This is a genomic window from Rufibacter glacialis, assembly GCF_008271745.1.
GTDB classification, from domain to species: Bacteria; Bacteroidota; Bacteroidia; order Cytophagales; family Hymenobacteraceae; genus Nibribacter; species Nibribacter glacialis.
In genome coordinates, this window is the sequence record NZ_VKKZ01000020.1 from 368,586 (window position 1) to 383,611 (window position 15,026).

The 15,026-nt window shown below is 44.2% G+C and carries 13 protein-coding genes; all 13 read left to right on the plus strand.

Annotated elements, in window-relative coordinates:
* Positions 1–89 precede the first annotated feature (89 nt).
* The 13 genes from FOE74_RS09780 (at position 90) to FOE74_RS09840 (ending at position 15,013) form a co-directional block, all read left to right on the plus strand.
* Positions 90–3,026 carry an outer membrane beta-barrel protein gene (locus FOE74_RS09780; protein ID WP_149098416.1) on the plus strand — a complete coding sequence of 979 codons (2,937 nt, stop codon included), beginning with the start codon at positions 90–92 and terminating at the stop codon, positions 3,024–3,026.
* A gap of 70 nt (positions 3,027–3,096) precedes the next feature.
* Positions 3,097–3,510, plus strand: a complete 414-nt coding sequence (locus FOE74_RS09785) for an SRPBCC family protein (protein WP_225840759.1) — start codon at positions 3,097–3,099, stop codon at positions 3,508–3,510.
* A 259-nt stretch (positions 3,511–3,769) separates the two neighbouring features.
* Positions 3,770–4,579 (plus strand): hypothetical protein, encoded by an 810-nt coding sequence (locus FOE74_RS09790; protein ID WP_149098417.1) that lies wholly within the window; start codon positions 3,770–3,772, stop codon positions 4,577–4,579.
* Positions 4,580–4,868: 289 nt separating this feature from the next.
* The gene (locus tag FOE74_RS09795) at positions 4,869–7,811 is read left to right on the plus strand and encodes an FAD-binding and (Fe-S)-binding domain-containing protein (protein ID WP_149098418.1); all 2,943 of its coding nucleotides are present in this window, start codon (positions 4,869–4,871) and stop codon (positions 7,809–7,811) included.
* Positions 7,812–8,010: 199 nt separating this feature from the next.
* Complete coding sequence (locus FOE74_RS09800; protein WP_149098419.1) at positions 8,011–9,231, plus strand: AAA family ATPase; 1,221 nt, start codon at positions 8,011–8,013, stop codon at positions 9,229–9,231.
* Positions 9,228–9,872 (plus strand): HNH endonuclease, encoded by a 645-nt coding sequence (locus FOE74_RS09805; protein WP_149098420.1) that lies wholly within the window; start codon positions 9,228–9,230, stop codon positions 9,870–9,872. The genes FOE74_RS09800 and FOE74_RS09805 overlap by 4 nt, the downstream gene beginning before the upstream one ends.
* A 240-nt stretch (positions 9,873–10,112) precedes the next feature.
* Positions 10,113–10,394 carry an SRPBCC family protein gene (locus FOE74_RS09810; RefSeq protein WP_225840760.1) on the plus strand — a complete coding sequence of 94 codons (282 nt, stop codon included), beginning with the start codon at positions 10,113–10,115 and terminating at the stop codon, positions 10,392–10,394.
* Positions 10,391–11,128 (plus strand): hypothetical protein, encoded by a 738-nt coding sequence (locus FOE74_RS09815; protein WP_225840761.1) that lies wholly within the window; start codon positions 10,391–10,393, stop codon positions 11,126–11,128. Before FOE74_RS09810 ends, FOE74_RS09815 begins: the two co-directional genes overlap by 4 nt.
* Positions 11,097–11,717: a hypothetical protein gene (locus tag FOE74_RS09820; RefSeq protein WP_149098421.1), complete on the plus strand. Its 621-nt coding sequence runs from the start codon at positions 11,097–11,099 to the stop codon at positions 11,715–11,717. Before FOE74_RS09815 ends, FOE74_RS09820 begins: the two co-directional genes overlap by 32 nt.
* Before the next feature lie 467 nt (positions 11,718–12,184).
* A complete protein-coding gene (locus FOE74_RS09825) occupies positions 12,185–13,198 on the plus strand; it encodes a zinc-binding alcohol dehydrogenase family protein (protein ID WP_149098422.1) in 1,014 nt (337 codons plus the stop codon).
* 210 nt (positions 13,199–13,408) lie between these two features.
* Entirely contained in the window at positions 13,409–13,630 is a 222-nt protein-coding gene (locus FOE74_RS09830) for a hypothetical protein (RefSeq protein ID WP_149098423.1), read from the plus strand.
* Between the two features lie 131 nt (positions 13,631–13,761).
* Positions 13,762–14,271, plus strand: a complete 510-nt coding sequence (locus FOE74_RS09835; protein ID WP_149098424.1) for a flavodoxin family protein — start codon at positions 13,762–13,764, stop codon at positions 14,269–14,271.
* Positions 14,264–15,013, plus strand: coding sequence for an arylamine N-acetyltransferase family protein (locus tag FOE74_RS09840; protein ID WP_149098425.1), 750 nt, complete (start codon positions 14,264–14,266; stop codon positions 15,011–15,013). Before FOE74_RS09835 ends, FOE74_RS09840 begins: the two co-directional genes overlap by 8 nt.
* Positions 15,014–15,026 lie beyond the last annotated feature (13 nt).

A 15,026-nucleotide genomic window follows, 5' to 3' on the forward strand; every position in this document is an offset into this window, starting at 1 on the left:
GTTTACCGGAACAGGAGCCTTCCATCTTTTTTTTGTTGCCTGGTTAAACCAAAGGCCGGCGGTCTGGTCTAAATCCAAACCATTAGGCAATGAAAAAAACATCTTTACTCTTTCTCTTCTTTTTCACGCTCTCTTTTCTAGGGCATAGCCAGACTACTTCCATCAAGGGTCAGGCCGTGGGAGGCGGTTCTCCCCTGATTGCGGCCACCGTGGCGCTGCTGAACGCGCAGGATTCTTCGGTCTATAAAGGGGCCTCCACGGACATGGAGGGCAGATTTGAGGTGGCTGGGGTGCGCAACGGGCGCTTTATCCTGAAGGTTTCCTACCTGGGCTTCCGTGATTTATTTAGGCCGGTTACGGCCACCGGGGCTCCTATTGACCTAGGCACTCTTACCCTGAACCAAGGGGCCACCAATCTGCGGGAAGTGGAAGTGGTGGGCCGGGCGGCCACGGTGATCCAGAAACAGGACACCGCCGAGATGAACTCAGCGGCCTTTAAAGTAAACAAAGACGCCAACGCCGAGAACCTGCTCCAGAAAATGCCCGGCATCACCATCCAGAACGGACAGGTGCAGGCCCAGGGTGAGCGCGTGCAGCGCGTATTGGTAGACGGAAAAGAATTCTTCGGGGAAGACCCTAGCGCCGTGCTGAAAAACCTGCCAGCTGAGGTGATCTCCAAAATACAGGTGTTTGACCGCCAGAGTGACCAATCGCAGTTCACAGGCTTCAGTGACGGTAACGAGCAGAAAACGATTAACATCGTGACCAAGCCTGAATTCAGAACCGGCCGGTTCGGTCGGATCAGCGCGGGGGCCGGATCAGACGGGCGCTACCGCATCAGCGGGAACATCAACCAGTTTGAAGGCGACCGCCGCATCTCTATTGTGGGCCTGAGCAACAACGTGAATGAGCAGAACTTCTCCTCAGAAGACCTGGTAGGCGTGGCCAGTGCCTCTAGCCGGGGCGGCGGCGGAAACCGCGGCGGCGGCGGTGGTGGTGGTCCCCGTGGGGGCGGTGGCGGACCAGGGGGCTGGGGCGGTGGTAACAACACCGGCGACTTTCTGGTGAACTCCAGCAACGGCATTGCCGCTACCAACGCCATAGGAATCAACTACCTGGACAAGTGGGGCAAGAAAGTAGACGTGCAGGGCAGTTACTTCTTCAACCACACCAACAATGACTACAACTATTCTTCTAACCGTTTCTACTCCCGGGCTTCTGAGAATGGCAGAACGGTGCGGGAATTAGGGGCTTCTGATGCCCAGAACCAGAACCACCGGTTCAACCTGCGCCTTACCTATAACATTGACTCGGCTAACTCCATCATCATCCGGCCTCGCCTGAGCTTCCAGAAAAACGAGGGAACCAGTTTCACGGAGTCGCGCCTTTTGGCCGGCACTACTCTGTCGGATAACCTGGACAACACCTTCGCCTCTGACTTGACGGGTCTGAACTTCAACAACAACATTCTGTACCGCCACAGCTTTGCCAAGCGCGGCCGTACCATCAGTTTGGATGTGAATACTGGCTACAACCAGAACAAAGGTAATAGCCGTTCTTCCTTCTCTTTCCTGAGAGACTTGGTAAACGAAGGGGATGACTCCCTGGCCATGTTCAATTCCAACCTGGACAACAACGGGTATACCTTGGGCGCCAACGTGAACTACACGGAGCCTCTGACCAAAAACACCCAGTTACAACTCACCTACGGTACCAACCACAGCAACTCTGACGGTGATAAAAGCACCATCCAGTACCGCCCTGAATTTGATGCCTATGACAGCTTGGTGGCTAACCAGTCCAGCTCGGTGGAAAACCGGACCCTGACCCAGGAGTTTGGCGGGGGCTGGCGCTACAATACCAAAGACTTTCAGGTAATGTTAAATGCCCGGTACCAGTGGCTCCAACTGACCACCGACCAGCTTTACCCTACCATTGTAGACACCACCAGAACCTACCACAATGTGGTGCCTTTTGCCATGCTGCGGTACAATTTCAATGCAGACCGGAACGTGCGGGTTTTCTATAATGGCCGTTCACAGACTCCTTCTGTAGAGCAGTTGCAGAGTGCCATTGACAATTCTAACCCTAACTTGCTGTCACAGGGGAATCCCACCCTGGGCCAAAGCTTCAACCACAACCTGAACATCCGGTATTCCGCCGCTAACCCGGGCAAATCTTCCTCCTTTTTTGCGGTGCTGGGTGGCTCAGCGGCCCAGGACTACATTGGCCGCCTTACCATTATGAACTCCAGCCCAGACCTAAATGGCCCCAATGAAGCTGATCCGCCTTATATCACCCCAGACAGCGTGTCACTCTTGAGAGGGCAACAGCTTTCCAGACCGGTGAACCTGGGTGGGCAGCATTCTTTCCGTTCTTTCCTGAATTATGGCCTGCCTATTGGTTTCATCAAGTCTAACCTGAACCTGAACGTGAATGCCACCTACTCCAAGAACCCAGCCCTTTACAGTGATTTCCAAACGGGGTTCCAGTCGGTTTCCAATGCCACTAAGAATGTTAACCTGGGTGCCGGGGTAGTGATCAGCAGTAACATCAGCGAGAATTTTGACTTTTTGGTATCTACCAATGCCTCTTACAACAAGGTGAAGTACGAGTACCTGGTAGCCCAGAACAACACCTACCACAACCAAAGCAGCATGCTACGGTTGAACTGGGTGGCTTGGAAAGGTCTTACATTCACCTCAGAGTTGAACCACCAATACAACGGCGGGCTTTCCAGTAACATTGACCCTACCTTCATGCTATTAAACGGAAGCGTGGGATATAAATTCATGAAAGACCGCCAGGCTGAGATTCGCTTGTCTGCCTTTGATATCCTGGGAGAGAACAAAAGCATTCAGCGGGTAAATAATAGCGCTTACACAGAGGATATTCAGACCACCGTGTTGCAGCGTTATTTCATGCTGAGCTTTAACTACAACCTGCGTCAGTTTGGTTCAGCCCGGGGCAATACCCCACCTGCTATGCCAAGCAGTGGATACCCAGGCGGCGGCAGAGGTTTCTAAGCGTTCCGGACCCTTCTTATTGAAAGCCGTTTCGGGCCTGTTTTAAAAAAACGGGGCCGGAACGGCTTTCTTGCGTTCAGGCCTTGTCTTAACGCTGTTCACACCAACCCTTATCCAGGCTCCCGTTGAGCGCTGCTTTGACCTTTCCCGGAGCATTGACTTGCACATCCTTTCCACCCATCAAACAGACGCGAAAGCCGTGGCGGGTGTAGTTGCTGGCATGATTGACTTGCATGAGAAAGTCACTTGGGAAGCTGTGCATTTTGGGGTCCGGCAGCAACTCACCAGTAGGATCACAGCCATGGAAAGGCCGCATTGGTTTGTAGATGAAATGGAGAAAGGAGCCTTTAAATGTATCTGGCACGAGCACCGTTTTGAAGCCATATCGCCGGATGAAACCCGCATGACGGACACTTCCGACTACATTTCTCCCTTGAGTTTCCTGGGATATTTTCCAAAGTTGTGTTTCTGGAAAGATTCATGACGCGCCTGCACCAGCAGAACCAAGTCATCAAAAAAGGAGTGGAATCAATTCAATGGAAAGCCGTCTTGCAACAGTAAAAGATTTTAAAGTAGTCACAACCCTATAAGGTTTTGAACTCTTTAGGTCCTGGTTTAAAAAATCAGGCCTAAAACGATGTAGGCAGGTTCTTTCTATTAGAAAAGAGTAAATTCAATATAGGATTTTCCTAATTTTTGAGTAACATTAGACCAAAATAAGCCACTCCTCACCTGCCTTCACCATGGACAAACTTACCACCTACAACCAAAGACTTCTAGCCATCATAGGGACCTTGATTGTGGGTAGCTTGTTAGTGATTGTCCTTATTGGGGTTTTTCTTTTAGGATCAGATTTGTTCAGATCCCGCAGTTCAGATGATTCTGAAGAAAGTAGTTCCCGGGATTCTTTTAGCCTCAGAACTTCCGCCACCAGGCCCGAAGAAACGAAAAAACAGCAGACAGTAACTTTTGAATCTCCCGACCTTCTGGACTCGGCGAAACAACTCTACCTCATTCCGGTTTCCATGACCAACCCTGACCAGGAAAATGACACCGACACTTACACAGAAATCGTCACCTCAGAAGTAAGCTCTTCCAGATCAGAATATAGGAATTACCAAGGCACTTACCGCAACATCATTATCTACAACCAACCTGCCGGAAATAACCAAGTGGTATTTAATAAGCTGGTCCATATCAATGATTTCAGAAGCTACCAGCTCAAAGGCAATTACTTCCTCCTGATCAAGGCCTCAGCCCAGGACACTGACAAAAATGGCAGTCTGAACAATAATGACTTGCAGGCTTTCTATCTCTATGACGTAGAAGCCAAACAACTCCAGGAAATCAGCTTTCCCCACATGGGACTAAAGGAATACACCATCTTGCACGGATCAGACGAGATCTCCCTCACCTTTGGCGTAGACCAGAACCAGAACGGAAAGCTGCGGGAGGAGCCTACCGTGCTCAAGAAGTACTCACTCACCACCAGAAACGCTACAGATCTCCTAGACACAAGACTAGTGAAGCAGTTGCAGCAGATAGGCATTTAGATTCTGTTTAGGGCCTGTTATTCAAAAAAGGGCCATAAAACAATTGGCGATTTCCGCCTCTGAAATGGTGAACGAGCCTATTTCTCTTTTGACTTTCCCCTATCCTGCATTACATTGGGAATTCTTCTTTCTGCCAGCATAATATCTGTTCATCCCATCAGGTTTTGGGAGTAATAGAGATTGTTTTCAGCAGAAAAAGAGCTTTGTTTGCCTATTAATTCGGTGTACAGGAGGCAACCTGCTAGGTCTTATTGACCAGCCAAAGACCTACTGAAACCGACCTTTTCCCATGAGCCCAGAGAAATTACAGTACCTTGCCAGTAAGCTGGAGGGAGAATTCCACTTTGACAACACCATGCGTACGCTTTACGCGACAGACGCCTCGGCTTACCGCGAGGTGCCCTTGGCCGTGGCATTCCCCAAAAACATAGCCGACCTTAAAACCCTTATTTCCTTTGCCCGGCTGGAAGGTACTTCCTTAATTCCGCGCACGGCAGGCACGTCTTTGGCGGGTCAGGTAGTGGGCAGCGGCATAGTAGTGGACGTTTCGCGCACGTTCACCAAGATTCTGGAAGTAAACCCTGAAGAAGGCTGGGTGCGCGTGGAGCCGGGCGTGATACGCGATGAACTGAACCTGTTCCTGCGGCAGCATGGCCTGTACTTCGGGCCGGAGACGTCAACCGCTAACCGTGCCATGATTGGCGGTATGGTGGGCAACAACTCCTGCGGCTCTAACTCTATTGTGTACGGCAGTGCGCGCGAACACCTGCTCAGCGTGAAAGCGATTCTGAGCGATGGTACTGAAGCCGAGTTCAGCGCATTGACTTTAGAAGAGTTTGAGGCAAAATGCCGCGGCGAGAATACCAGCGGTGACTTAGAGACGCGCATTTACCAGGCCACCAAGGCCATGCTGAGCCACGGACAAACTCAGGAGAACATCCGCGCAGAGTTTCCGAAGCCCAGCGTGCAGCGCCGGAACACCGGATATGCCATTGACCTATTGCTGGAAACCGAGCCGTTTACCCAAGGCAAAGAGCATTTCAACTTCTGTAAACTGATTGCCGGTTCTGAGGGTACGCTGGCGTTCCTCACCGAGATAAAACTGCACGCCGATCCGCTTCCGCCGAAGGAAATTGGTTTGCTGTGTATCCACTGCGAGACCGTAGATGAATCCCTCAGGGCGAATCTGGTGGCACTGCACCATAACCCCAGCGCGAGTGAACTCATGGACCACTACGTGCTGGAGTGTACCAAAACCAACATTGAGCAGAGCCAGAACCGCTTCTTCGTGAAAGGTGACCCGGGCGCTATTCTGGTGGTGGAATTTACTGACCATACCCAGGCCGCCATTCAGGAACGGGCGAACGCGCTGATCAAAGACTTAGAAGAAAACAAACTGGGCTACCACTATCCGCTGGTGCTGGGCACTGATACCAAGAAAGTATGGACCCTAAGAAAAGCAGGCCTCGGGTTGTTGTCTAACATCCCCGGTGATGCCAAACCAGTGGCGGTCATTGAAGATACGGCGGTAGATGTGGCAGACCTGCCGGAGTTCATCCGGGAGTTTAACCTTACGCTGGAGCAGTACGGCTTGTACTGCGTGCACTATGCCCACGCGGGTACCGGTGAGCTGCACCTTCGGCCTATCATTGACCTGAAGACCGAGGAAGGCAACCAACTGTTCCGGGACATTGCCACCGAGATTGCCCACCTAGTGAAGAAATACCGCGGTTCTTTGAGCGGTGAGCACGGCGATGGCCGTCTGCGCGGCGAGTTTATCCCGTTCATGATTGGTGCCGAAAACTATAAGCTGCTGGAAGAAGTAAAGCGCGTGTGGGACCCGGGCAACATCTTCAACCCGGGCAAGATTGTGAACACGCCGTCTATGAATACCTTCCTGCGCTATGAACCCGGACAGGAGACCCCGGAATTTGATACGGTGTTCAAGTTCAGCCAGGCGGGAGGCGTGCTCAGAGCCGCCGAGCTTTGCAACGGCTCCGGCGACTGCCGCAAAACGCACCTCACCGGCGGTACCATGTGCCCCAGCTACATGGTCACCCGCAACGAGAAAGACACTACCCGCGGAAGGGCCAACGTGATGCGTGAGTTCCTGACCCGCTCCCCAAAAGCCAACCGCTTTGACCACCATGAAATCAAGGATGCCATGGACCTGTGCCTTTCCTGCAAAGGCTGCAAGTCTGAGTGCCCTTCTAACGTAGACGTCGCCAAGCTGAAAGCCGAGTTCCTGCAGCATTACTATGATGCCAACGGTATTCCATTCCGGACGCGCCTCATCTCTAATTTCAATAACGCGAACAAACTGGCCTCGCTCCTGCCGGGTGCCTACAACCTGCTCTTCAAAAACGATTTCACGGCCAAAGCCTTCAAGAAAGCCGTAGGTTTTGCGCCAGAGCGTACGTTGCCGTTGCTGCACAAAACCACGTTGCGTAGCTGGTTTAAGAAGCACCAGCAAGAGAAACTGAAGGAGTGCAAGACCTTCAAAAAGAAGGTGTACCTGTTCTGCGACGAGTTCACCAACTACAATGACACGCCCATTGGTATTAAAGCGGTGCTGCTGCTGGAGAAACTGGGCTATGAGGTGGTGCTACCAGAGCACGAAGAAAGTGGCCGTACGTACTTGTCTAAGGGTCTGGTGCGCGAAGCCAAGAAACTGGCCCAGAAGAACGTGGCTATGCTGCACAAACTAATCTCTTCTGAGACGCCGCTCATCGGCATTGAACCCAGCTGTATCCTCTCCTTCCGGGATGAATACCTTGATCTGGTAGACGAAGACCAACTGGAAGATGCCAAAAAGCTTTCTATCCACTGCCTGCAGTTTGATGAGTTCATTGCGCGTGAAATCCTGAACAAGAACATTGAGAAGGATCTCTTCAAAGACGAGGCCCGCCTGATTAAACTGCACGGCCACTGCCACCAGAAGGCGCTTTCCAGCGTGCTGTACACCCAGCAGATGCTGAGCTTACCGGCCAACTACAAGGTAGAAGTGATTCCCTCGGGTTGTTGCGGTATGGCTGGCTCCTTCGGGTATGAAGCCGAGCACTACGAGGTCTCCATGAAAGTAGGCGAACTGGTGCTCTTCCCTACCGTCCGCCAACAACCCGCCGATGTCATCATCGCCGCCCCCGGCACCAGCTGCCGCCATCAAATCCACGACGGCACCGGCAGAGACGCCCAGCACCCGATTGAGGTGTTGTATGAGGCGTTGAGGTAGGAGTTCTGTTTTGGAGGTGTATTTGTAAAAACAGCCTTAAAACAGAAACTTTATTATATCATCACTGATATTATGTTTGATATCACAATCTAAATTATTAAAAATTGATTAAGTGTTTTAATATTCCATATATTAAATTAAACTTACTCTACTTACAACTTGGTTAGTGTTAATAATAAAACTTTGATTAAAATTAAATATGAGACTTAAAAATTTAATATTAAAAAATATTGGCCCCTTCAAGGAGGCTGTACTAGATTTTATTTCTAATGAACGAGAATTAGAATACCCACCCGTTATATGTATAACAGGCGAAAATGGAACAGGAAAATCAATCATATTAGATGCTATTCGAGCCTTATTTGAAGGACGATTTAAAAGTATAGAAAGAGAAATTGCATCTGCAGAGAATTTTCTAATAGAAACAAATTTAATCATAAATGAATCTAACAAAATTTTCTCCACCTCCAGAAAGTATGAAAGAAACGAAAGCTTTGATACTAATGATATGAATATAAATCAATTGTTTCATTCTCAGTTCGAACCAAAATACAAAAAAGATTTCATACTAGATTATTGGACATCAAAATTGTCTAATGATAGTTTCAGCATTAATAGCATTACAACTGTTGAAGCAAAAAAATACTTAGATGAATCACTATCTGGAATTCACAAAAATATAGACCTATCAAAACTCATTTCATTTTTCGACTACTTAAAGGATAGCACAAACGAACAAGAAAAAGAATTAGGCAGCTCCTTATATTCCTTATTGGAAAAAATTATTAATTTATCTATATCACATGGAAAACTATCTCACGTATCAAGAATAAATTTAAAACCAATTATAAAAATTGGAAACAATGAGGTGTCACTAGATAAATTAAGCAGCGGCAATCTTTACCTAATACAACGATTTACAAGTTTATTAAGTCAAGTATATTCTATTTGCACTTTAAACAACAAGCCTATTGCTGATTATAAAAATATAAAAGGTCTATTACTTATAGATGAGGCTGAAAACCACTTACACCCTAAATGGCAAAAAGTTTTTCTATCAAATATACTTACCCTATTCCCCAAGCTTCAAATTATCGTTTCAACACATTCTCCGTTTATTGTCTCTTCAATCCTAAATACTCGAGTTTATGTATGTAAGAGCCAAGTAGATTATTCGTTAGTTGAGGAAGAAACTGATTATTACATCAACAAACCAATAGAAGAAATTTTACTTAGTCCTCTATTTAACACCAACAACTTTAGTTTTGGAATTTCAATGCTGATTGAAGAAAGAAAGGCGGCTATACATAATAACAACACTGAGAAAGTTAAAGAAATTGAAAATCAATTATTAAAGATTAATCCTGAATATTTTAACTACTTAAATTTAGATACAATTTTAAAATCTATAAAGAAATGAGAGGACTTCACCGACTTCCTGAACCTCAAATCTTAATTGACAAAAAAGAGAATTGGAAAAACAATTTTCTTGCTTCAGGAAATAAAAGGCCAGATTCAAGTAAATATGCACATAAATCAGTTATAGCTCAATTAAATTCAACAAGTTACTATAAATGTTTTTATTGCGAAACAAAACTTAAAGGAAGCCCCAAAGAAGTAGACCATCAAATAGAGGTTAGTGTAGATAAAACTCTATCTTTTAAATGGAATAACTTATATTTATCTTGTGACAATTGCAACAATAAAGTACCGCATTCCACTATTCCTATTCAAGAAGCACTTGATCCCTGTCATCATACAGATTCTGAGATAAAAGAACATTTAACATTTGATGATGAAATAATTTTACCCCGAAATAATTCTGAGTTAGGCTTAAAAACGATTCAAAAGTATAGACTTGACACGGAACTATTAGATAATAGAAGGTTGAAACAAATAAAGATATTCCTTAAGGCATTAATAGAAATAAAAAACAACCAACAAGCAGAGAACAGAAGCACCTTAAATCAAAATGAATTGTCTACTATTCATAGTTTTAAAAGAAAAGACAATTCTTTCTCAAGAATGTTTGAAGTTATATTGGATAAATATGGTCTTTAAATAAATAGTTTTAAGCGAAAATATATTAAAAAACTTGCAATATCTCACTTCATATAAAAGCAATCTAGTGAACTGATAATTTAATAACAATTACATATCTATTTTGCCTATTATCACCTACAAAGCCAACAGCTAAGCACAATTGGATGTTTTTATAACCTATCCAGAAGAGATGATTTGCATCAGGTTTCTACTGCACAAACAGAAGAGAAGGTCATCAAGGGTGTAGTAGCGGGCTAGATGGAGTTAGGAGACTCCGTCACGTGGGAAGCAAAACACCTGGGCGTTCGGCAAAGGTTGAGCAGCCACATTACGGCATTTGAACGCCCCTACTTCTTTGCAGATGAAATGCTCACCGGCGCTTTCAAAAGCTTCAGGCATGAGCACAGGTTTGAGGCTTTAGCCGGAGAAGCTACCCGCATGACAGATATGTTCCACTATACCTCGCCTTTAAGTTTGTTGGGCAAGCTGGCAGATTACCTGTTTCTAAAGCAGTTTAGGCCGCTTCTTAAGCGTAAATGAGTAAAAATCAGCAACAAAATATTATATATTTTATTCTAGATATGATTTCTTTTTTTAGCAAAAACAAAGGAAGACTTGCAATATGTGAAGACAGTTTAACTGCATCTATTTTTGATTTGCTCAAGTATTTGCCAGCAGAACTTTTTTGGAATATTTTAAAAAAATCTCTTTACCAAGACAAACTACCTGATCATAGTGGTGAAATTTTAGAATTGCTTTTTTGGGAAAGATGGAGTCCAAAACATACAAATAATATTAGATTTGTAGAACCTGATATATTTATAAGATATAGGGCCTTTGACATTATTATAGAAGCAAAACGATATGATGAATTTCAGCAAAATGATAATCAATTAATTACCCAAATAGCATCATACTACAATGAATTTGGTGAAGAAGGCAAAAATGTTTATTATATACAACTTGGAGGATTACACCACAAAGACAATGTCGAAGACAAAAAATACAAGGACAAGTTAATAATAATTTGCAAAACAGATTGGTCAAGAATTCTAAACCAAGTATCCAAAGAGAGAAGAGCAATTGATCATATTGAAATTACTTCTATAACTCCTTACAAGAGAATTTTAGATGATATCATCAGAGGTTTTGAATTACATCAGTATTTCAAAAAGACGTGGTTAGAAAACCTGAATAATCGCAACAGAATACATTTTAAAATTACTGAATCATTATTTAATTATGCCAACAGAAATAAAGGAAATATTAATTGATGTACGAAATTCTTTCCGTTTCTTGTTTCAATACCAAAAAAGAGTTTTAGACTTAGTAAGCTATATAGGCAGCAGCTATGGGTTTCGTTATTCTGGTGGATTCACTAAGTTTAGTGGACCTACACCCAGAAATGGAAAAGGAAGCTTATCAAATTGGGCATGGGATTGGCTACCATTTTACTTCTACGAATTTTATTTTGGCAAATTGAACATTGGACAACATGAAATAGCTTTTTCGGTATTTATATTAAATGATACTGGCTTCTTTGCAGCAAATGAACTTTCTAAAACTAGCAAGACTAAAGTTTCCTCTTTTGAAAGCGCGGAAAATTCAGATACAAAATTAATTTTTGTGGCTGGTAAAAACCTTTGGGAACCTTGGGGAAATAATTGGAACACTAGTGACTTTGTTCTCAAAAACTCTGGAATCAAACTAAAGGATGAAAACTCAATTATGATTTTTAAAAGTTATAATTTAGAAGAATTTATTAATGAAGACTCTGCTCTGATTAGGTTGAAAGATTTTGAAAGTCATTGCGCACAAAATAATATCCAATTAACTATTATAAAGCGAAATTTTGACAAATAAAACTTTGAAAAAATCATCAAATTATAACTATCAGCGTATAGTTTTTACTTATTTATAAGCTTAAATAAATACATACAAAAACTTACATAAAACTGCCTAACTGGATATTTTTACTCTTTATGACCCTATTACTATGTTTCTTATGTTCATAGATTATCTTTTAATAAATTGCATTATTAAGAGTATTAGCAGGAGAAATCAGTATAATTAAAAAATCATGGCAGTTTAAATCTATCGTTTTTAGCTTATTTCTCCTTGAAAGGTCTAAAAAGAAATTTCAAATAAAATAATCCGGTATACCGTCGCAGTTATAACACTCTAAAACGTGCCTTAGCCAAGTAAGTTGGCCTTCATCGTCCCGAAGGTTAGAACTGAAAGCTATAGGGCAAAGAAGAATTTCTGACACACCACCGGAATTTATGGGTAACAGTTTCTACAACTACCATCTAAAACCAAAGACAGGTCTCATGAAAGCAATTGGATTTAAAATGTCATTACCCATTGAGGAAGCAGATAGCTTTCTCCAGTTTGAAAAAGAAATTCCAACTGCGCAAGGAAAAGACATTCTGGTAAAGGTGGAAGCCATCTCGGTTAACCCTGTAGATTATAAAATAAGAAGAAACAGCCTCAAAGACAAGCAACAGGATACCCATAAAGTCATTGGTTGGGATGCGATTGGTACCGTAGAGGCTACCGGCGAGGAAGTGACCCTCTTCCAGAAAGGTGACCGGGTATTTTATGCAGGAGACCTTACCAGAGAAGGCTCTAACCAGGAGTACCAATTAGTAGATGAACGCATTGTAGGATTCGCCCCGAAAAACATACTCATGGAACAGGCTGCCGCCATGCCGCTCACTTCCCTTACGGCCTATGAACTGTTCTTTGACCATTTTCAATTGAGCAAGGAAAAAGATGCAGGCAAAACCCTGCTTATTATTGGCGGTGCCGGTGGTGTTGGTTCCATTGCCATCCAACTGGCTAAAAAGCTGCTGGGGTTAACCATTATTGCCACCGCATCCAGAGACGTTACCATAGAGTGGTGCAAGAAAATGGGCGCAGATCATGTCGTTGACCACACCAACCTGGTGAGTGAGGTAAAAAACATCGGCTTTGAACAGGTAGACTTTATTGTAGACTTTGTAGACCTGAATCAATACTGGGAGGCCATAGTAGAACTCATTAAACCACTGGGAAAGGTAGGCTCTATCAGTGACCCGACAGAACCTGTAAAACTACAGCAGCTAAAAAGAAAGAGTGTCAGCTTTTATTGGGAGCTGATGTTTACGCGTTCTATGTACCAAACCGAAGACATGGTAGCGCAGCACCACATTTTAAACAAAATTGCGCAACTGCTGGATGAGGGCATCTTACAAACAACCCTTCATACCACCATGCAAGGCTTGACCACCGAAAACCTGAAAGAAGCGCACCGTTTACTGGAAAGCGGCAAAGCCATTGGAAAAGTGGTCCTGAAGTTCTAAAAGACAATACTGCATTGTAGCCCTCAGGCTGGCGTAACTACTTACTGAGCGGTATAAGTTATCAAAGAAGAGGCAGAGATTGGCAAGTTGGCAGGAAATGCTCACTATTGAAAAGCGGGCGGTGCTGTAAACTTCTGTTATCAGCCTCTTTTTCTGAAAACAGCCAAAAAACAAGATACCGTATTCTATATCATCAAGTGGTCTGCTATCTTGTACCAACACAAAGCATTCAACCAGGCAAGGGACCTTCTGGCTTTCAACAACAAGCAATCAACGGCACACAAAAAAGTCTGTGACCTGCTGACCACCGCCATTGACGCAGAACTGACCGAAGCGGAAAGCAGGATCTGGCACGCCCATCCGGTCTGGTTTCTGGCGGGAACTCCATTGTTGGGGACTGCAAATGGAAGGGCGGGGAACACCCAGGATTAGAAAGCGATTCTTGGTGGTAGGAAGACACCCATGGCAAAAGAAACAGATCTAGAAACACCACACTTGCAAGACCCCTTCCCTGCCCCTAACCAAGAATCTCATACCCCACTCCGTAAAATGATCAATACTTGATGAAGAAAGGAATTATAATTTTAGGCAGTTCAAACAGCTACGGGTCCACCCAAAAGATAGCTTCCTTGGTGAGCCAGAAGACAGGATTTCCTATCATTGATCTGAAAACCAAACATATAGGAGAATTTGACTATACGTTTAAGAACCGAGGGGATGATTTCCTTCCCTTACTGAAACAAATAGTAGAGAATTACCAGATAATAGTGTTTGCTACTCCTGTCTATTGGTATTCCATGAGTGGCATCATGAAAACCTTCTTTGACCGGATTTCAGACTGTTTAATGACAGAAAAAGAAACGGGTAGAAAATTAAGGGGCATGGAGATGGCGGTGATCAGCTGTGGTTGTGATGCCAAGTTAAAAGATGGTTTCTACATGCCTTTTCAGGAGACAGCTCACTATTTAGGAATGACCTACAAGGCAGATATGTACTGCGTGGAGAAAAATGGCTCTCCCACTATTAATGAAACAGAATTAAACAACTTCCTTACAGCCGTTAAAAATGAATAATCAGCGGTATCTTAACCGGATAAACTATAAGGAACAGGTAGCCGTCAATAAGAAGGTTCTCTTTGGATTACAGGCCGCACATTTGCTGAACGTGCCTTTTGAAAACCTAGACATCCATTATCACAAGCCAATCACCCTGGAGGCAGCATCCATCTTTGAAAAGATGGTAGATAAGAAACGCGGCGGGTTCTGCTATGAATTGAATGGGTTGTTTTACCAGCTTCTAAAAAATATTGGTTTTGACGTCCAGATGATTTCCGCCAGAGTTTATACCAAGAACGGGACGTACGGCGAGGAATATGACCATTTGGCCCTTCTTGCCAAGGTGGAAGGAAATACCTACCTGGTGGATGTAGGCTTCGGGAAATTTTCTTTTCAACCGCTGGAAGTAACACCGCATGTGGTCTTACCTGATCCCTATGGGTTGTTTACCTTTGACATTTACCAAAATGATTATTGGAGAATAAATACCCTTGAAAATAACACCTTAATGCCTCAATATATCTTTAAAAATACCAAAAGAGAGTTTTCAGAATTTAAAGGCATGTGCCAGTTCCATCAAACAAGCCAGGAATCTCCTTTCACCCAAAAAAAAGTAGTTTCTATGGCTACTACCAGCGGTAGAATCACCCTTAATGACACGCAGTTGAAAATCACAGAAGGAGATACTGAGACGAAACTAGAGTTTGAAGAAGCACTTTTCCTCAGTAAGCTGAAAGAATACTTTCACATTGAAGTATAAGGCCATTACTATC

Excerpts from the sequence above, each read along its gene's own strand:
- FOE74_RS09780 (WP_149098416.1), top strand. The coding sequence starts at position 90 with ATGAAAAAAACATCTTTACTCTTTCTCTTCTTTTTCACGCTCTCTTTT.
- FOE74_RS09790 (WP_149098417.1), top strand. The coding sequence starts at position 3,770 with ATGGACAAACTTACCACCTACAACCAAAGACTTCTAGCCATCATAGGG.
- FOE74_RS09795 (WP_149098418.1), top strand. The coding sequence starts at position 4,869 with ATGAGCCCAGAGAAATTACAGTACCTTGCCAGTAAGCTGGAGGGAGAA.
- FOE74_RS09800 (WP_149098419.1), top strand. The coding sequence starts at position 8,011 with ATGAGACTTAAAAATTTAATATTAAAAAATATTGGCCCCTTCAAGGAG.
- FOE74_RS09805 (WP_149098420.1), top strand. The coding sequence starts at position 9,228 with ATGAGAGGACTTCACCGACTTCCTGAACCTCAAATCTTAATTGACAAA.
- FOE74_RS09810 (WP_225840760.1), top strand. The coding sequence starts at position 10,113 with ATGGAGTTAGGAGACTCCGTCACGTGGGAAGCAAAACACCTGGGCGTT.
- FOE74_RS09815 (WP_225840761.1), top strand. The coding sequence starts at position 10,391 with ATGAGTAAAAATCAGCAACAAAATATTATATATTTTATTCTAGATATG.
- FOE74_RS09820 (WP_149098421.1), top strand. The coding sequence starts at position 11,097 with ATGCCAACAGAAATAAAGGAAATATTAATTGATGTACGAAATTCTTTC.
- FOE74_RS09825 (WP_149098422.1), top strand. The coding sequence starts at position 12,185 with ATGAAAGCAATTGGATTTAAAATGTCATTACCCATTGAGGAAGCAGAT.
- FOE74_RS09835 (WP_149098424.1), top strand. The coding sequence starts at position 13,762 with ATGAAGAAAGGAATTATAATTTTAGGCAGTTCAAACAGCTACGGGTCC.
- FOE74_RS09840 (WP_149098425.1), top strand. The coding sequence starts at position 14,264 with ATGAATAATCAGCGGTATCTTAACCGGATAAACTATAAGGAACAGGTA.